Origin of the sequence: Amycolatopsis kentuckyensis (assembly GCF_041679295.1) — a bacterium.
Classification (GTDB): domain Bacteria; phylum Actinomycetota; class Actinomycetes; order Mycobacteriales; family Pseudonocardiaceae; genus Amycolatopsis; species Amycolatopsis kentuckyensis_A.
Map to the genome: position 1 here is coordinate 280,504 of NZ_JBGDMD010000012.1, position 15,842 is coordinate 296,345.

Sequence of the window (15,842 nt, forward strand, 5' to 3'; positions counted from 1 at the left end):
TCAGAGATCGTCGTCCGGGAGCAGCGGGCGCATGAACGACCGCCGGTACCGCACCACGCAACCGCTTTCTTCGCGGATCTTGTCGGCCTCGATGAAGTCCGGGTCGACGCCGAACAGCGTCCGGTAGCGCTCGTACGCGGCGAAGCTCTCGAAGCTGAACAGCGCGCGGGCTTCGTCGCTCGCGCCCTCCGACGGCAGGAAGTAGCCGTGGTGGACACCGCCTTCGCGCTGCACCAGCCGCATCCACGCGGCGGCGAAGCGTTCGAAGTCGGCGATCTTCGCGGGGTCGATGACGTAGTCGACGACGCAGGTGATCACTTGCCGCCCCACACGCGGTCGGCCGTGGCCACGATCAGCTCCAGCTTGCGCAGCTGGTCGTCCGGAGTCAGGTCGTTGCCCTCCTCGGTCGAGGAGAACCCGCACTGCGGCGACAGGCAAAGCTGGTCGATGTCGACGTACTGCGCCGCCTCTTCGATCCGCCGCACCAGGACGTCCGGGTCCTCCAGCTCCGGCCGCTTGGTCGTGACCAGGCCGAGGACGACCTTCTTGTCCTTGGGCACGAACCGGAGCGGCTCGAAGCCGCCGGAGCGTTCGTCGTCGAACTCCAGGAAGAACCCGTCGACGGCCAGGTCGCCGAACAGCGCCTCGGCGACGAACTCGTAGCTCCCGGATGCGACCCACGACGACCGGAAGTTGCCGCGGCACAGGTGGGTCGTCACCGCCAGCCCCTCGGGCCGGCCTTCCAGGGCCGCGTTCAGCGTCGCGATGTTGCGCAGGTGCTGGCGGTCCGGGTCGCCGCCCATCCGCGCCACGAGCTCCCGCTGCGCCGGGTCGTTGAGGTAGGCGAGGCTGGTGTCGTCGAGCTGCAGGTACCGGCAGCCGAGGCCGGCCATCGCGGCGATCTGCGCTTTATAAGCCGCGCTGAGGTCGGTGTAGAACTCCTCGAGGTCCGGGTAGACGGTCTCGCTGACCGCCGCCCGGCCGCCGCGGTAGTAGACCATGCTCGGCGACGGGATGGTCAGCTTCGGCGTCACGCCGGGGTCCACATGGGACTGCAGGAACTCGAAGTGCTCGGCGAAGATCGGCTCGTCGAGCCGGACCTTGCCGTCGACCTGCAGGCCCGGCGGGCTGAACTCGAGGTCGCCCGCCAGGTTGTGGAACTTGACGTGCAGCCGCTCGTCGCTCTTCGAGATGCCGCCGAGTGCGTAGATGAAGTCCATGTGCCAAGAGGCACGCCGGAATTCGCCGTCGGTGGCCGAACTCAGCCCGGCCGCCTTCTGCATCTTGATGACGTCGCGGATCGCGTCGTCCTCGACCGCGCGCAGCTGCTCCACGCCGATCTCGCCGCTTTCGCGCCGCCGCCGCGCGTCACGCAGTACCGGGGGCCGCAGGAGGCTCCCGACGTGATCGGCGCGAAACGGCGGGCCCACCTGGGAAATACCGCCCGAAGTCATGCACCGATGGTCACACATCCGGGACCGTTCCGCCGCCCCCGGAAACAAGATCATGACTCGCGAGACTTGCTACCGTCACGCGCGGAGCGTTGGCTGTCCCCCGGTGAAAGGGGCCTGTGCATGACGAAACACCCGGTCGACGAAGTCCTGCCCGCCGGGCGGCTGGCGCTGCTGGGCCTGCAGCACATGTCGATCATGTACGCCGGTTCGGTCGCGGTACCGCTGATCGTCGGCAGCGCGTTGAAGCTGGACCCGGCGACGATCGGGCTGCTGGTCAACGCGGACCTGCTGGTGGCGGGCGTCGCGACGCTGATCCAGGCGATCGGCATCGGCAAGCTGCTGGGCATCCGGCTGCCAGTGGTGGCGGGCGCGACGTTCAGCGTCGTGAACCCGATGATCCTGATCGCGTCCCAGTACGGCCTGCCCGCGGTGTACGGCGCGATGCTGGCGTCCGGCGTGTTCGGGCTGCTGATCGCGAAGCCGTTTGCGAAGCTGATCCGGTTCTTCCCGCCGCTGGTCACCGGGACGCTGCTGCTCGTCATCGGCGTCTCGCTGCTCGGCCCGGGCGCGGGGCTGATCGCGGGCAACGATCCCACCGCGGCCGATTACGCGGCCCTGTCGCACATCCTGCTCGCGTTCGGCGTGCTGGCGCTGCTGATCCTGTTCACGCGGGTGCTGCGCGGCTTCGCCAACCAGATCGGGCCGCTGCTGGCGCTGGCGATCGGGCTGGTGATCGCGATCCCGATGGGGCTGGTGCACTGGGACGCCCTGGGTGCGGCGAGCTGGTTCGGGTTCGCGTCGCCGTTCCACTTCGGGGCGCCGACGTTCCCGGTCGCCGCGGTGCTGTCGATGTGCGTGGTCATGCTGGTGACGTTCACCGAGTCGACCGCCGACATGATCGCCGTCGGCGAGATCACCGGGCGCCCGCCGACGGACTCCGACCTCGCGCGCGGCCTGGCCACCGACGGCTTCTCGGCTGTGCTGGGTGGCGTCATGAACTCCTTCCCCGACACGGCGTTCGCGCAGAACGTCGGGCTGGTGCGGATGACCGGCGTGCGCAGCCGCTGGGTGGTCGCGGTGACCGGCGGGATCCTGGTGCTGATGGGCCTGGTGCCGAAGATCGGCGCGTTCATCGCGGCGATCCCGCAGCCGGTGGTCGGCGGGGTCGCGGTCGTCATGTTCGCGATGGTCGCCGCGGTGGGCGCGCAGAACCTTCGCACGGTCGAGTTTTCGGGCAACCACAACACTTTCATCGTCGCGGTCGCCCTCGGCGTCGGCCTGCTGCCGGCGTTCGCGCCGAAGATCTTCCAGCACTTCCCCGCGTGGCTGCAGACGATCTGCGGCAGCTCGATCACGGTGGCGGCGGTGCTGGCGTTCGCGTTGAACCTGCTGTTCAACCACCTCGGCCGACGTGCGGAGCCGGATCTGCTGGAAGCGCCGTGAGCAACCGTTCGACGAGCCGGGCCCCCGTGCCCGGCTCGACCGGGCGCTTGAACAGCACGCGCAGGTAGAGCGGGGCCAGGACGAAGTCGAGGAGCTCCTCGACCGTCGGCACCTCCTCGCCACGCGCCGCGGCCCTGTCGAGCGTCGCCTGCAGGTCTTCGCCGCGGGCCTTGAGGTACTCGACCGGTTGCCGGTCCGGCCCCAGGGTGGCGACGAGCGCGCGCAGCAGGATCTGGCCGCGCGGGTCGCACATCGAGCGTTCGATGCCCTCGACCCAGCCGAGCAGGTCGCCGCGCAGCGAGCCGGTGTCCGGGATCGGTGACGTCGCGCGCAGGCGCGTCACGGCGGCGTCGAGCAGCAGCTGCTCGCGACTGCCCCAGCGCCGGTAGACGCTCGTCGGGTTCACGCCTGCCCGCTCGGCGATCTTGGGGATCGCCGCGTTGATCTCGCCGATCGCGAGCAGCTCGACGACGGCGTCGTGCACGGCGTCTCGGACGCGGGCGCTGCGGCCGCCGGGTCGGGTCATGGGAGCAGCCTAAAGCAAACATGCTTGCTTTTGCAGTCCGGCCACCGCTACCGTTAAGGCAAATCGGATGGCTTTAGGGAGGCCTCGGTGCCCCGCAAGATGACAGTCGAAGAGCGTGCAGAGTTCCTCGCCCGGCCGCAGGTCGGCGTGCTCAGCGTCGCCGCCGAGCCCGGCCGGGCCCCGCTGACCACGCCGATCTGGTACCGCTACGAGCCAGGTGGCGACGTCGTCGTGATGACGTCGCCGGGCTCGCGCAAGAACCGGCTGATCGAGGCGGCCGGCCGGTTCGCGCTGTGCGTCCAGCAGCAGGACGGCGACTACAAGTACGTCTCGGTCGAGGGCCCGGTGGTGAAGACGTGGCCGATGACGAAGGCGGAGCGGCACGAGATGGCGGCCCGCTACCTGCCCCCGGGCATCAGCGAGGCCTACACCGACGCGACTGACGGCACCCACGGGAAGAACATCGCGATCGTGATGCGCCCGGAGCGCTGGAACACGCGGGACTTCAGCGATTTCGCGGAACAGCTGGCCTGATCACCAGCAGATGATCAGGATGCACGACGGCTTCGGCTTCGGGGTCGTCGTCGTGTGCGGCGGCTGCTGGCCGCCGGGCGGGATCGTCGAGGTCGGGGTGACCGAGCCGGACGGGTCGCCGCTGGTCGGCGTGGTGGACGTCGTCGTGGGGTCCGTGCTGCTCTCGGTGGTCGGATCGGTGCCCGGCACCTCGGTGACGGTCTCGCGGGGCACGCCGACGCCGGGGACGACGTCGCCGCCGCCGGTACCGCCCTCGGGCGGGGAGTCCGTGGCCTGGCCGGCGCCACCCAGACCGGTGGTGCGCTGCGGGAACGGGATGACCTGGATCTGGTCGACCGGGGACGCGTTCTCGGTGCCTTTGCCGCCGAGCCCGACCAGCACCGCCGCGGCCCCGCAGCCGATGACGACGGCGAGCATCACCGCGAGCACCCGCCACCGCGACTGCCCCGGTCCTGAACGCTCACCCCAGCCCTCGCGCACGAGCAGCTCGGCGACCGATACCTCGTCGTTCACCCCGACAGACCTTCCCGAGAGGCCTTTCGGCCGACATCGTGGCCGTATTTTTACCGCACAAGACCCCCGAACGGGTGAGATTCTGGCAAAAACTCGTCACGTAACGAAAACCTTGACGGTGAGTGACAATCCACAGCGGATTCACAGCTGCGGTTCGGCATGCTCCCAGCATGACCGGCGAAGCTCAGTCCATGCTGCTGAAAGCCGATCGGCCGGTCCCCCGGATCGCCGTGCCGCGCCGCGGCCTGCTGCAGCTAGTCCCGAACCCGAAGGCGACCCCCTTCACGTTCGGCTACCTGGTCCTCCTGCTCGGCACGACGCTGCTGCTCAAGTTCGCCGACCCGGAGCTGACCGCCCGGCTGCTGCAGCTGTCCAGCACCGACGCCCACAACCTGTGGCGGCGGCCGCTGACCTCGTTGCTGACCAGCGCGCTCTGGCTGTCCGACGAAGGCTGGCTCGCCTACGTCGTGATCTTCGCGATCGCCGTCGCGCCGCTGGAACGCAGGTTCGGCGCCCGCCGCGCGGCGACCGTGTTCTTCTCCGGCCACGTGCTGGCCACGCTCGTCACCGAGCTGCCGGTGATGGCCCTGATCAGCGCCCACGTGCTGCCGAACTCGGCCGGGCACTGGCTCGACATCGGCGTCAGCTACGGCTTCTTCACCACGGCCGGCGCGCTCGTCTTCCTCCTGCGCGGCCGCGCCCGGCTGGTGGCGCTGGCCGTCATGGAGGCGTTCATCGCGGTGATCTGGCTGAGCGACGACCCGACGACGCTCGATTCGGTCGTCACGCTGCTCGGGCACGCGTTCGCCGCGCACTTCGGCCTGCTGTTCTGGGGGCCGCGGCTGCGTGGCGCTTCCGCAGGCCGGACCGGGATTCCGGCGGGTAGGCAGGCGCCGGAGTCGGTGGTGTAATCGACCGAGCCACACGCCGACTGCCGGGGGGACGGACGCTCATGCAGGCAGACTCCCTCGCCGAACTGGTCGAGCTGAGTCCGGACGCGATCTGCGTCCACGAGAACGGCGTCCTCACCTACGCCAACCGCGCCGCGCTCGAGACGTTCGCCGCGTGCTCGGCCGACGAGGTCGTCGGCCGACGGTTCACCGACTTCGTCGCCGAGGAGTCGCGGGCGGCCGTGGTCGGGAAGCTGGCGAGGCTGACCGAACCGGGGCAGGCGAGCGAGCCGGTCGAAGCGCTCATGTCGCGGCTGGACGGCAGCAAGTTCGCCGTGGAGGCGGTGTCGGTGCGCCTCGGCGGCCGGCTCGCCTACCAGGTCGTCATGCGGGACATCACGGCGAAGAAGGCGGCCGCGGACGCCCTGCGCTACCAGGCCGCACTGGTGTCGCACGTCAGCGACGCGCTGATCGCGACCACCGGCGAAGGCGTCGTGACCAGCTGGAACCCGGCCGCCGAGGCGGTGTACGGCTGGACCGCGGCCGAAGCCGTCGGCCGGCGGGCGAGCGAGCTGGTCGGCGCGCCGCTGGACCTGTGCGGCGGCGGGGTCACCGAAGCGGTGCACCGGCGGCGGGACGGCGCACCCTTGGCGGTCCGCGTTTCGGCAGCTGAGATGAACGACGGGTACGTGCTCGTGTGCGCCGACGAAACCGCGCGGCGGCGGGCCGAGCAGAACTACCGGACGGTCGTCGCGTCGCTCGACGAAGGCGTGCTGGTGATGGGGGCCGGCGGGCTGATCGAGGCCGCGAACCCGGCCGCGTGCCGGATCATCGGCGTCCCCGAAACCGACCTGATCGGCGTCCCGTGCCACACGCTGGTGCTGTTCACCGAGTCCGGGCACTGGATCCCGCCGGACGAGACGCCGTCGGTGCAGACGCGGCGGACCGGCGTCACGCACAACGGCCTGGTGGTGCGGCTGCGCCGGCCCGACGGCCGCGACGTCTGGGTGTCGCTGACCTCGCGGCTGCTCAACCCCGACGACCCGGCGGCGCTGGCCGTGGTGACGTCGTTCACCGACATCACCGAGACCCGCGCGATCAGCGCGCAGCTCGCCCACGACGCCACCCACGACCCGCTGACCCGGCTGGGCAACCGGACGCTGGTGCTCGACCGGCTCGCCGCCGACCGGCGCGGCGCGGTCACCGTGCTGTTCCTCGACCTGGACAAGTTCAAGGTCATCAACGACTCGCTCGGGCACTCGGTCGGCGACCAGGTGCTGCGGATCGTCGGCGAGCGCCTGCGCCGTTCCTCCGGCCGCGACGACCTGGTCGGGCGGCTCGGCGGCGACGAGTTCGTCGTCGTCACCGGTGAGGTCACCGAACCCGGCGAAGTGCGGGCGCTGGCCGAGCACCTGCGGGCCGCGCTGGCCGAGCCGATCGGCGTCCTCGGCCGGCAGCTGCACCTCGACGCGAGCATCGGCGTGGTGCTCGTCGGGACCGCCGACCGCCGCAGCGCCGAGGACCTGCTGCGCGACGCCGACGTGGCGATGTACCAGGCGAAGACGCTCGGCCGGGGCCGCCACCACTTCTTCGACGTGGGCCTGCGCGAGCGGATGCAGCGGCGGCTGCGGATGGAGCAGGACCTGCGCGACGCGGTGCACGACGGCCAGCTCTGGCCGGCCTACCAGCCGGTCGTCGACCTGCGGACCGGCGAGATGGTCGCGGTCGAGGCGCTGCTGCGCTGGACGCACCCCCGCCACGGCGCGATCTCGCCGGCGGAGTTCATCCCGCTGGCCGAAGAGAGCGACCTGATCAACGTGATCGGCAAGGAGATGCTGCGCGCGACCACCCGCGAACTCGCCACGCGGCGCGACGAGCAGGGCCTGGACCTCACGCTGAAGGTGAACCTGTCGACCCGCCAGCTCGACGACCCGCACCTGGTGCCCGCGGTGCAGGACGCGCTGGCCAGCACCGGGCTGCCGGCCGGCGCGCTGTGCCTGGAGGTCACCGAAAGCGCGTTGATGCGCGACCAGGAGGCGGCCGCGGAAGTCCTCGCGTCGCTGCGCTCGCTGGGCGTGCTGCTGGCGATCGACGACTTCGGCACCGGCTATTCGTCGCTCGCGCAGCTGCGCCGGCTGACGCTGGACACGCTGAAGATCGACCGTTCGTTCATCACCGGGATCGCGGAGTCGCGGGACGCCGAGGCGATCGTCACGAGCATCATCGCCATGGCGCACGCGGTCGACCTGACGGTGATCGCCGAGGGCGTCGAATCCGCGGAGCAGCTGGAACTGCTCCGCGCGTTGGGGTGCGACCAAGCCCAGGGCTACCACCTCGGCCGCCCGGTCGCGGCGGCCGAGCTGTTCGGTCAGTAGATCTTCTCGAGCCTGGCCAGTTCGTCCGCGGTCAGTTCGATCCCGAAGTCCTTGAGGGTCGCGTCCAGTTCGTCGGGTGCGACGGTGGTGGTTTCCTTGGTGCCATCGGGTTTTTCGACGGTGAGTTCGCGGCCGAGCAGCTTCCGGCTGACACCCGGTTCGAGCGTCATGATGACCAGCCGGCCGGTGAACGGCGACTTCGGGTGCGTCGAGGTGTAGTGGTGGTAGACCTCGTAGTCGATCGGGTGCACGCCGTCGAGCCGGAAGTCGAGCAGGTCTTCGTCACCCTTTGCGAGCGTCCACCAGCCGTTCTTCTCGGTGAGCCGGTGCGGCCAGCCGGCCTGGTCGGTTTCCTGGCCGTCGACGAGCGGCATCGGGGCGAGGATCCCGGCCCCGAACCCGACGTCGGCGTGGAACTTCCGGTTTTCGGCTTCGACGACGAGCGTCATGTGCGTGTAGGGCCCGGGTCGCCGCGGCTGGACGCGCGCGGCGAGCCGGTGGACGCGGTACCCGAGCTGCTCGAGGACGGCGGCGAAGAGGCCGCTCTGCTCGTAGCAGTAGCCGCCCCGCCGCCGTCCGACGAGCTTCGCGTGCACGACGTCGAGCGAAATCCCTTGGTGCTGCCCGAGAACGACGTCGACGTTCTCGAACGGGATGGCCTGGACGTGGGCGCGCACGAGGTCGTCGAGCGCTTGTTCGGACGGCGGGCGTCGTTCTTGCCCGACGCGCGTCAGGTAGGCGTCCAGGTCGACGGCATCGGTGCCCCACTCGCTGGTCATGGGTTCAGCGTGCACCCTCGACCTTGATCGAGGTCAACCCTCGTGCACGATCTTCCGCACCTCGACGGCGGTGTACTGGGCATCGGGAATCATCGCGGCCAGCTCGACGGCACGTCCCTCGGTCTCGACGTCGACGATGTAGTAGCCGCAGAAGAAGGCTTCGGTCTCGATGAAGGCACCGTCCTGGACGTGGGTGGCCCCGTCCTTGACGCGCACGGTCTTGGTCTCGGCCGGCTCGGCGAGCGCCTTGGTCCCGACCATTTCGCCGGTGTCGGTGATGAGCTTGGTGAAGTCGCCGTGTCCTTCGTAGACGGCGTTCTTCTGGTCGTCGGTGAGGGTGTCCCAGAGGGTCGGGTTCATGTGGAGGGTAAGGAGGTATCGCACGTCGGCTCCCCGTGTGGGTGGCGGCCCGGGGTGGGCTGCCTTTCGCCGGGTGGTCGGCGCGGCGTGCGTGGACCGGACACGGGGATTTCGGGTTCACTCGTTCGGCCTAGTGCCGGCTGAGGAGCAGGTACCGTTCGTCGTCGATTTCCCGGCCCCAGAGGGCCGGATTGTCGAGCATCCGCAGGTCGGCCTCACCCCGCCGGGCGCCGACGAGGGCGCGGCAGTCGTCCGCCGTCAGCCCGGCGCCGGTGAACCAGCGACCTTCGACGAGGACCAGCCGGCCGTGGGGGTCGAGGAGCTTGATCCACTTGTCGAGGGCGGCTCCCGGATCGGGCATGGCCCAGAGGACGTGCCTTGCGAGGACGACGTCGTAGGTTTCGCCGGCGGGCGGATCGGCGGCGTCGCCTTGGCGGAAGTCGACGGTGCCGTTGGCCTTCATCCTCGCCACGTCGAGCATCGCGGCGGAGGAGTCGATGCCGCGGACGTCGTGGCCGGCCTCGGCGAGGAGAACGGAGAGGCTCCCGGTCCCGCACCCGAGGTCGACGACTTTGCTGTGGGGGCCGGGCATCAGCGGAAGCAGGAGGTCGGCCCAGGCTCGCCGGACGGTGGGGTCCTTGAGGCCGTGGTCGGGTTGCTCGTCGAAGGACGCGGCTTCGGCGTCCCAAGGGTTCGGTGTCACGGTGGAATACTCGCGCGGTGGCGAAGCTTCCGGCCGACAGGCCGTTCCCTTTTCGCGGCCGGGTCGTCTGGCTGACCGCCGAGCAGGGCGGCCGCACGACCGGGCCCCCGCTGGCCGACGCGGAAACCGACTACCTCGCGAACGCGTTCGTGCCGCCCAGGACCGCGCACTCCGGCCTCGCGTCCTTCGCACTTCGCGACTTCGCGCCGGAAGCGCTCGTCTCGCCGGCTTCGGGGTGCTGGCTGATCGTCGGCAACTCCGGCCCGTACCGGATCCGGGAGGGCACGATCGTCGTGCTCACCGAAGGCCCGCGGCCGGTCGGGTACTTCCACGTCGCGGAAGTCCGCTGAACGCACGAAAAAACCGCCCCGAGCCTTCGGGGCGGTTTTCGTTGCGGTGGCCAGGGCCGGGGTCGAACCGGCGACCTTCCGCTTTTCAGGCGGACGCTCGTACCAACTGAGCTACCTGGCCGGGAACGCCGGCAAGGAGCCGAACGATCTTGCGACCCTGACGGGACTCGAACCCGCGACCTTCGCCGTGACAGGGCGACGCGCTAACCAACTGCGCCACAGGGCCTTGCATCTATCCACTACAGTACTGCGTACTCCCAACGGGATTCGAACCCGCGTTGCCGCCTTGAAAGGGCGGAGTCCTAGGCCGCTGGACGATGGGAGCCCGGCCGGTTTCGGGTGACCGACCGACCGCGCTCTCAGGTCCCCCCGGGAGCGATTACAAGCATAGGGCACGCCACCACCGCTTTGCAGCGGGGGTTCCTTAAGCCCCGGGCGAAGCCACGACCTGCGCAAACAGCTCTTCCAGCCGGCGATCCAGCTCGGCCCGCTCCACATCGGTCAACGTCGAGTCGACGAGCTCGTCGATCCGGTCGTCGGTGAGGGACTCCGCGCGGCGCCAGCGGTCGCGCAGATCCGGCTTGCGCTCGGCCGCCGCCACGAGGTCGTCGGCGGCCTCCGCGGGCCACGCCGTGCGCAGCAGCCGCTCGCGGCCGCCCTCCGGGTCCGCGATCACCGCCTCCGGCACCGTCAGGCCGACCGCCCGCAGCGCCGCGAAGTGCAGGCCGCCGCGCAGCTCGCGGAAGAGCATCAGGGCGAACCCGAGCCGTTCGACGTCCCCAGCCGGACGCTCGGCGTTCTTCCACCCGGCGAACAGCGCCAGCCCGCTGGCGTCCGCGGCGTCGACGACGCGGAACAGCAGCTCCGCCAGACGGCCGGGCTCCGATACGGCCGAAAGGTTGACGCGCGACCACCGAGCCGATGACTCCGCGTAGGCACGGACGGACGCAGCCGCGTCCAACGCCGCCGTCGCGGGCGGCAGGACGAACTCGAACAGCCAGTGCGGGAAGATCCCGAACAGCTCCGCGGTGACCTTCGGCGGGACGTCCCCGAGCACGGCCGACCGCCCCCGGACGTAGAGCGAGCGCGGCGGCAGACCGGCTTCGGCCTCGACCGCCGCCAGCTCCGGCGACGTCATGAACTTGCCGCCCAGCACCTGCACGACCGGCCGAATTCGGTTCGCCAGCCCCGCCACGCCTTCGATCGTCGTCATGTCCGTCCCCTTTCGACACGGCAAATGTAACACTGTTACAAAACCCGCGTCAAGGAACCTCGACGACCTCGCGAATCACTCACCGAAAGCGGCGACAACCAGCAGGAACATCACCGGACCGGCCCGGCGGCGCACCGCCAGGCCCCCGGCCTCAGCGCTGGACCGGCGCCTGCCCGTCCTCGTCCAGGTTCAACCCCAGCATCTCCAGCAACTGCACACAGTCCTCGACCCCCAGCGCACCGTTCGCCACGGCCAGCCGAGCCCGCCGGACCTGATCATCCGACACCCGCTGCGCATCCGCGGCACCACTCCGCTGAGCCGGCAACCCCCCGGCGAACGGAGCACTCCCCCCATCGGCACCTTCGTACCGAAGGAGGAACTGCCGCACTTCAACAGACCCGCTCATAGCCCCTCCACACGGCTCACAACAGCTTGGCCGCGAGGCTAACCAGCGCCGGCCGCCACACACAGCCCCCCGGAGAGTGAACCTGAGGCCACGCTCCGCTCAACGCAGCGCAATCGGCACAGCGGAAGAAGCCCGCCACCCGAACGACGGTCACCTGGGCCGGAAGTGACACCGCACGCGGAAATTTCCCGCTCTCCACTCGCCCAAGAGGGGAACTCGTGCAACAATCGAAGTGCTGACACACCCCCGGTCAGCGCCTGTGGAGATCCCCTCCGACCCCCGCGTTCCTCCCCCTGGCGCGGGGGTCCTCCATTTCTCGGGCTGCTCGGGCTTCGCCCTTCGCTTCGCCCGATTCATTTCGGGGTGCTGACCCGGGGGGCCGAGCCCCCCGGACCCCCCACGGTGCGTCCCTTGCGGCTTTTCGGGGTGGTTGCTTCTCTCGCCTCGGGCGCTGCGCGCCCTGGCGGTCTGCTCGCGCGGTCAGGTCGCCCTTCTCCTCACGGTCCCTGTTGCCACCCCGGTGCCTTCTCGTCGCCCCTTGGCTGCGGTCTCCTCGGCCATAGCCCTCCGCCGCGCCATAGCCCCTCCGCTGCATTCCGGAGGCGGCCTCTCGGCGGCGCCTTCTCGCCGCCTTGCGGCCGCTTCGCCGCCCTATTCGACCGCTCACCGCTCGCGGCGGCATCTACCTCTCCGCCGCCCCGGCGTTGCTGGCTCGGGTAATCGCAGCCTGGCGCCGTGATCGACTCTTTGTGTTAGAGGCCAGTTGCTCTGCGTTTATCGTGCGCTGCTCCGTTTGGGTTGCCGCTGGGCTGATTGGGGCGACCGCTTGGCGTGTTGTGGCTCACAGTGGTTTGTCTGGCGAGATCTAACCGTTACCGTGGCTGGCGTGCCTCTTCCCTCCCTTGGCCGCTTGAGCAGCCGGACGAACCTCAAAGCCGCGTCCTCCGGACGCCACCGTGGTGCCGCGAAGCCTGCGGACGATGGCGTTGTCGAGGACAAGGAACTCACCTCCTACCTCGCCGCACTCGCGCCCGATGCCGACAACGAGAGCACCGGCTCCGGCAAGCGCTTCGGCGAGGCGCAGGTCATCCAGCTGCGGATGAGCCTCATCGCCAACCAGCAGCTGAAGGACATCGCCGCCGAGCGGGAGATCTCGCCCCAGGCCCTCGCCCAGGAATGGATCCTCGAGCGGCTCAACTGGGAAGGCCAGGCCTCGTCGCTGCAGGACCAGCGGCAGCAGCAGGCCGGCGACCTCACCGACCTCACCGACGAGTTCCACTTCCCCGCCGACGCCTTCGACGCGCCGGCCCTCGGACGCCGCTGAAAAAGACACGAGAAAGGGCCCCCGGCGATCGCATCGCCGGGGGCCCTTCGCTCAGGCCTTTGTTAACGCAGAGGGCCTGTTTGTCAGATCGCGCGGACCTTCTGGGCCTGCGGACCCTTCTGACCCTGGCCGACCTCGAACTCCACCCGCTGGTTCTCCTCGAGGGTGCGGAAGCCGCGGCCCTCGATCTCCGAGTAGTGAACGAACACGTCGCCTTCGCCGCCGTCCTGCGCGATGAAGCCGAAGCCCTTCTCCGCGTTGAACCACTTCACAGTGCCTTGCGCCACCGCTGTACTCCTCGTTACACAGATCCGCTTCGAATGCCACCGAAGCGGCACCCCGACCGTCCCGGGCGGTTCCAACGAGTCGAGTCAAGAGCGTGTCGGCTCCATGGCTCGCGTCAGAAGTTCCGCGAGTGTGAAGCCACTAACACGCAAAACGACGGCCTGAGAGCAGACTACCGGGATCTGGCCAAAGTTGAACCCCGTGATCGAGGCGAAAACCGCCTGTCCGGGCCAAGGTCACCGGAACGTCGTAGGGCTCCCGGCACGTTCTGCCGGACCCACCGGATAGTCTTGCGCAGCACAGCGACTCCGTGATCACCGGATACGGCTCGGAGTCGCCCGTGCCCCCTCTGTGAAAGCCCTCCCGGACTTTTGTGACCTTCGTCACGCCGATGTTGCTCAACGTCGCCGGTGGGCGGGACGTCTCGATGAGGGGAAGCACCAAAGGGGCAAAGGGGAATGGGTGTGACGGTGAGGACTTCCACGCGGCGCCGGGGCGCGGCAGTGGCACTGGGCTTGGTCGCGGTACTCACGCTGGGGGCGTGCAGCAGCGAACCGACCGTGTCGGCGAGCGGGACTTCGGGCGGGGGCCCGACCCAGTCGCCGGCGCCCACCGCGCAGCCGGCGAAGCTGACGGTGACGCCCGCGGGCGGCGCCCAGGACGTGGCGCCGGGCGAACCGGTCGGCGTGCAGGTCGCGGACGGCACGATCGTCTCGGTCACGCTGACCAACCCGGACGGCAAGCAGGTCCAAGGCCAGACGTCGGCGGACAAGAAGAGCTGGAACACCACCGAGCAGCTCGGCTACGGCAAGACCTACACCTGGTCCGGCCAGGTCAGTGGCTCCGACGGCAAGAACGTGGCGATCGGCGGCGCGTTCACCACGGTGAAGCCGAAGCGCCAGATGTCGGCGAGCCTGAACGTCGGCGACGGGCAGACGTACGGCATCGCGATGCCGATCGCGCTGACCTTCCCGAGCCGCGTCACCGACAAGGCTTCGGTCGAGAAGGCGCTGTCGGTCGAGACCACGCCGAAGACCGAGGGCTCGTGGGGCTGGATGAACGGCGACACCTCGGTGCACTGGCGGCCCAAGGAGTACTACAAGCCGGGCACCACGGTGAAGGTCAACGCCAAGATCTACGGCGTCAAGGTCGGTGACGGCGTGTACGGCAAGCAGGACGTGTCGGCCAGCTTCACCATCGGCCGCTCGCAGATCGTCAAGGGCAACACCACGCAGCACACGATGCAGGTGATCCGCGACGGCCAGCAGATCGCCGACTACCCGGTGAGCTACGGCCTCGACTCCGACCCGGGCCGCGTCACCCACAGCGGTGTGCACGTGGTGATGGGCAAGCAGGCGACGTACGCGATGAGCAACCCGAAGTACCACTACGAGAACGTCGTGGTGCCGTGGGCGGTCCGGATCTCCAACAACGGCGAGTTCATCCACGGCCTGGCGGCCTCGGTTTGGGCGCAGGGCAAGAAGAACGTCTCGCACGGTTGCCTGAACCTCTCGCCGGCGCGGGCGAAGGAGTACTACGACGGCGTGCTCACCGGCGACCCGGTGGAGATCACCGGCAGCACGCAGACGCTGACCGCGAAGGACGGCGACTACAGCGACTGGACGTACGACTGGGCGAGCTGGCAGAAGCTGTCCGCGCTCGCGGGCTGAGACCACTGAGGAACACCGAGCGGCCGGGAAGTCCAGCGCGGACTTCCCGGCCGTTCGCGTTATCCGGGAAAACTCGGTGCAACCCCGGTGCGCACCCACCGCATGACTACGGGCAGAGGCGCGACGATCCCGGTCGCGCCCGCGAGAATGAGGAGCTGTCTTGCGTATCCGCATCGCCCTGACCCTCGGCGCGCTCGTGCTCGCCGGTGGTGCCCTGTCCGGTGGCATCGCCCTGGCCGGCCAGGCGCAGCCGGCGCCGCCGACCAGCGTCCGGCCGACCGAGGCGCCGTCCGCGGTCCCGACGGTCACCCGCGCCCCGCAGGCGCCGTCCGCCGCGCCCGCGCCGCGCGAGACGACCCGGCCCGCCCGCACCGGACCGGCCCCGCGCGTCCCCCGTGCCGTGCCGGCCGGCCCGACCGGTGACCTCCACCTGCCGGCCATCGGGGTGGCCCGGTAACCAGGTGATCTCCCGCTCCCGTCCGTCGACCGGGCCGGGCTCGCCGTGGGACGGCGAGTTCGCCCGGTACTTCGGCGAGCGCGCGCACAGCCTGCGCTCCACCGCCTTCCTGCTCTGCGGGGATTGGCACCAGGCGGAGGACCTCACGCAGGCCGCGCTGCTCAAGCTCTACCTCGCCTGGCCGAGGCTGTCGCGCCACGACGCCTTGGACGCCTACGCCCGCAAGGTCGTGCTGCGCACGTTCCTCGCCGAGCACCGGCGCAGCAGGTGGAAGCGGGAGCGGCTCACCGACACCCCGCCGGAGCTCCCGGCGGAACCGGCCGCCGGCGACCAGGACGAACTGGTCCGGCAGGCCCTGGCCGTACTGGCCCCCAAGCAGCGCGCCGTGCTGGTGCTGCGGTACTTCGAGGACCTGAGCGTCGAGGAGACGGCGAAGGCCCTCGGCTGCAGCACCGGCACGGTGAAGAGCCAGGCCTCACGCGGCCTGGCGACGCTGCGCAACCGGCTCGGCCCGCACTACGGTGCGCTGACGTTCAGCGCGACCACGGAGGGGAGGTGAC

The 15,842-nt window shown here is 70.0% G+C and carries 19 protein-coding genes and 3 tRNA genes; 9 read left to right on the plus strand and 13 right to left on the minus strand.

What is annotated here, in order from left to right:
* On the minus strand, nucleotides 1–318 hold the full coding sequence (locus ACERZO_RS41570; RefSeq protein ID WP_372671479.1) for an NIPSNAP family protein: 318 nt from the start codon (nucleotides 316–318) through the stop codon (nucleotides 1–3).
* Nucleotides 315–1,454 (minus strand): 5-methyltetrahydropteroyltriglutamate--homocysteine S-methyltransferase, encoded by a 1,140-nt coding sequence (locus ACERZO_RS41575; RefSeq protein ID WP_372671480.1) that lies wholly within the window; start codon nucleotides 1,452–1,454, stop codon nucleotides 315–317. Before ACERZO_RS41575 ends, ACERZO_RS41570 begins: the two co-directional genes overlap by 4 nt.
* A 120-nt stretch (nucleotides 1,455–1,574) precedes the next feature.
* On the opposite strand from ACERZO_RS41575, the gene ACERZO_RS41580 reads away from it, so the two are divergent.
* Entirely contained in the window at nucleotides 1,575–2,897 is a 1,323-nt protein-coding gene (locus ACERZO_RS41580; RefSeq protein ID WP_372671481.1) for a nucleobase:cation symporter-2 family protein, read from the plus strand.
* Here ACERZO_RS41580 and ACERZO_RS41585 read toward each other — a convergent pair.
* A complete protein-coding gene (locus ACERZO_RS41585; protein WP_372671482.1) occupies nucleotides 2,848–3,423 on the minus strand; it encodes a TetR/AcrR family transcriptional regulator in 576 nt (191 codons plus the stop codon). The genes ACERZO_RS41580 and ACERZO_RS41585 overlap by 50 nt on opposite strands.
* An 87-nt stretch (nucleotides 3,424–3,510) precedes the next feature.
* On the opposite strand from ACERZO_RS41585, the gene ACERZO_RS41590 reads away from it, so the two are divergent.
* On the plus strand, nucleotides 3,511–3,957 hold the full coding sequence (locus ACERZO_RS41590) for a pyridoxamine 5'-phosphate oxidase family protein (RefSeq protein WP_372671483.1): 447 nt from the start codon (nucleotides 3,511–3,513) through the stop codon (nucleotides 3,955–3,957).
* Here ACERZO_RS41590 and ACERZO_RS41595 read toward each other — a convergent pair whose 3' ends face one another.
* On the minus strand, nucleotides 3,958–4,470 hold the full coding sequence (locus ACERZO_RS41595) for a hypothetical protein (protein ID WP_372671484.1): 513 nt from the start codon (nucleotides 4,468–4,470) through the stop codon (nucleotides 3,958–3,960).
* Between the two features lie 170 nt (nucleotides 4,471–4,640).
* Between ACERZO_RS41595 and ACERZO_RS41600 the strand changes: the two genes are divergently transcribed.
* Together ACERZO_RS41600 and ACERZO_RS41605 are read left to right on the plus strand one after the other, a co-directional pair.
* Complete coding sequence (locus tag ACERZO_RS41600) at nucleotides 4,641–5,381, plus strand: rhomboid-like protein (RefSeq protein ID WP_372671485.1); 741 nt, start codon at nucleotides 4,641–4,643, stop codon at nucleotides 5,379–5,381.
* Nucleotides 5,382–5,422: 41 nt separating this feature from the next.
* On the plus strand, nucleotides 5,423–7,735 hold the full coding sequence (locus tag ACERZO_RS41605; RefSeq protein ID WP_372671486.1) for a sensor domain-containing protein: 2,313 nt from the start codon (nucleotides 5,423–5,425) through the stop codon (nucleotides 7,733–7,735).
* Here the strand turns inward: ACERZO_RS41605 and ACERZO_RS41610 are convergent.
* The 3 genes from ACERZO_RS41610 to ACERZO_RS41620 form a co-directional block, all read right to left on the minus strand.
* A complete protein-coding gene (locus ACERZO_RS41610; protein ID WP_372671487.1) occupies nucleotides 7,729–8,514 on the minus strand; it encodes an arylamine N-acetyltransferase family protein in 786 nt (261 codons plus the stop codon). The genes ACERZO_RS41605 and ACERZO_RS41610 overlap by 7 nt on opposite strands.
* A 33-nt stretch (nucleotides 8,515–8,547) precedes the next feature.
* A complete protein-coding gene (locus ACERZO_RS41615; RefSeq protein ID WP_372671488.1) occupies nucleotides 8,548–8,898 on the minus strand; it encodes a YciI family protein in 351 nt (116 codons plus the stop codon).
* A 106-nt stretch (nucleotides 8,899–9,004) separates the two neighbouring features.
* Entirely contained in the window at nucleotides 9,005–9,577 is a 573-nt protein-coding gene (locus tag ACERZO_RS41620) for a class I SAM-dependent methyltransferase (protein WP_372671489.1), read from the minus strand.
* 17 nt (nucleotides 9,578–9,594) lie between these two features.
* On the opposite strand from ACERZO_RS41620, the gene ACERZO_RS41625 reads away from it, so the two are divergent.
* Entirely contained in the window at nucleotides 9,595–9,927 is a 333-nt protein-coding gene (locus tag ACERZO_RS41625) for a hypothetical protein (protein WP_372671490.1), read from the plus strand.
* Nucleotides 9,928–9,974: 47 nt separating this feature from the next.
* Here ACERZO_RS41625 and ACERZO_RS41630 read toward each other — a convergent pair.
* The 5 genes from ACERZO_RS41630 to ACERZO_RS41650 all read right to left on the minus strand — a co-directional run bounded on the left by ACERZO_RS41630 (nucleotide 9,975) and on the right by ACERZO_RS41650 (nucleotide 11,546).
* Nucleotides 9,975–10,048 (minus strand) — tRNA-Phe (locus ACERZO_RS41630).
* Between the two features lie 31 nt (nucleotides 10,049–10,079).
* Nucleotides 10,080–10,153: transfer RNA gene (locus tag ACERZO_RS41635), tRNA-Asp, on the minus strand.
* Nucleotides 10,154–10,179: 26 nt separating this feature from the next.
* Nucleotides 10,180–10,252: transfer RNA gene (locus tag ACERZO_RS41640), tRNA-Glu, on the minus strand.
* A 99-nt stretch (nucleotides 10,253–10,351) separates the two neighbouring features.
* Entirely contained in the window at nucleotides 10,352–11,140 is a 789-nt protein-coding gene (locus ACERZO_RS41645) for an SCO6745 family protein (RefSeq protein WP_372671491.1), read from the minus strand.
* A 151-nt stretch (nucleotides 11,141–11,291) separates the two neighbouring features.
* The gene (locus ACERZO_RS41650) at nucleotides 11,292–11,546 is read right to left on the minus strand and encodes a hypothetical protein (RefSeq protein WP_086683067.1); all 255 of its coding nucleotides are present in this window, start codon (nucleotides 11,544–11,546) and stop codon (nucleotides 11,292–11,294) included.
* An 886-nt stretch (nucleotides 11,547–12,432) separates the two neighbouring features.
* Here ACERZO_RS41650 and ACERZO_RS41655 point away from each other — a divergent pair.
* Nucleotides 12,433–12,870, plus strand: a complete 438-nt coding sequence (locus tag ACERZO_RS41655) for a hypothetical protein (protein WP_372671492.1) — start codon at nucleotides 12,433–12,435, stop codon at nucleotides 12,868–12,870.
* Nucleotides 12,871–12,953: 83 nt separating this feature from the next.
* Here ACERZO_RS41655 and ACERZO_RS41660 read toward each other — a convergent pair whose 3' ends face one another.
* On the minus strand, nucleotides 12,954–13,157 hold the full coding sequence (locus tag ACERZO_RS41660) for a cold-shock protein (RefSeq protein WP_003097368.1): 204 nt from the start codon (nucleotides 13,155–13,157) through the stop codon (nucleotides 12,954–12,956).
* Nucleotides 13,158–13,613: 456 nt separating this feature from the next.
* Here ACERZO_RS41660 and ACERZO_RS41665 point away from each other — a divergent pair, with 456 nt between their 5' ends.
* The 3 genes from ACERZO_RS41665 to ACERZO_RS41675 all read left to right on the plus strand — a co-directional run bounded on the left by ACERZO_RS41665 (nucleotide 13,614) and on the right by ACERZO_RS41675 (nucleotide 15,841).
* Nucleotides 13,614–14,825 (plus strand): L,D-transpeptidase, encoded by a 1,212-nt coding sequence (locus ACERZO_RS41665; protein ID WP_372671493.1) that lies wholly within the window; start codon nucleotides 13,614–13,616, stop codon nucleotides 14,823–14,825.
* Nucleotides 14,826–14,985: 160 nt separating this feature from the next.
* Nucleotides 14,986–15,282 carry a hypothetical protein gene (locus ACERZO_RS41670; RefSeq protein ID WP_372671494.1) on the plus strand — a complete coding sequence of 99 codons (297 nt, stop codon included), beginning with the start codon at nucleotides 14,986–14,988 and terminating at the stop codon, nucleotides 15,280–15,282.
* 4 nt (nucleotides 15,283–15,286) lie between these two features.
* Nucleotides 15,287–15,841, plus strand: a complete 555-nt coding sequence (locus ACERZO_RS41675) for a SigE family RNA polymerase sigma factor (RefSeq protein ID WP_086675925.1) — start codon at nucleotides 15,287–15,289, stop codon at nucleotides 15,839–15,841.
* Nucleotide 15,842: the final 1 nt, after the last annotated feature.

Bases quoted from the DNA above. Each gene is read 5' to 3' on its own strand.
- ACERZO_RS41600 (WP_372671485.1), top strand. From the start codon at position 4,641: ATGACCGGCGAAGCTCAGTCCATGCTGCTGAAAGCCGATCGGCCGGTC.
- ACERZO_RS41650 (WP_086683067.1), bottom strand. From the start codon at position 11,546: ATGAGCGGGTCTGTTGAAGTGCGGCAGTTCCTCCTTCGGTACGAAGGT.
- ACERZO_RS41610 (WP_372671487.1), bottom strand. From the start codon at position 8,514: ATGACCAGCGAGTGGGGCACCGATGCCGTCGACCTGGACGCCTACCTG.
- ACERZO_RS41585 (WP_372671482.1), bottom strand. From the start codon at position 3,423: ATGACCCGACCCGGCGGCCGCAGCGCCCGCGTCCGAGACGCCGTGCAC.
- ACERZO_RS41605 (WP_372671486.1), top strand. From the start codon at position 5,423: ATGCAGGCAGACTCCCTCGCCGAACTGGTCGAGCTGAGTCCGGACGCG.
- ACERZO_RS41575 (WP_372671480.1), bottom strand. From the start codon at position 1,454: ATGACTTCGGGCGGTATTTCCCAGGTGGGCCCGCCGTTTCGCGCCGAT.
- ACERZO_RS41645 (WP_372671491.1), bottom strand. From the start codon at position 11,140: ATGACGACGATCGAAGGCGTGGCGGGGCTGGCGAACCGAATTCGGCCG.
- ACERZO_RS41580 (WP_372671481.1), top strand. From the start codon at position 1,575: ATGACGAAACACCCGGTCGACGAAGTCCTGCCCGCCGGGCGGCTGGCG.
- ACERZO_RS41665 (WP_372671493.1), top strand. From the start codon at position 13,614: ATGGGTGTGACGGTGAGGACTTCCACGCGGCGCCGGGGCGCGGCAGTG.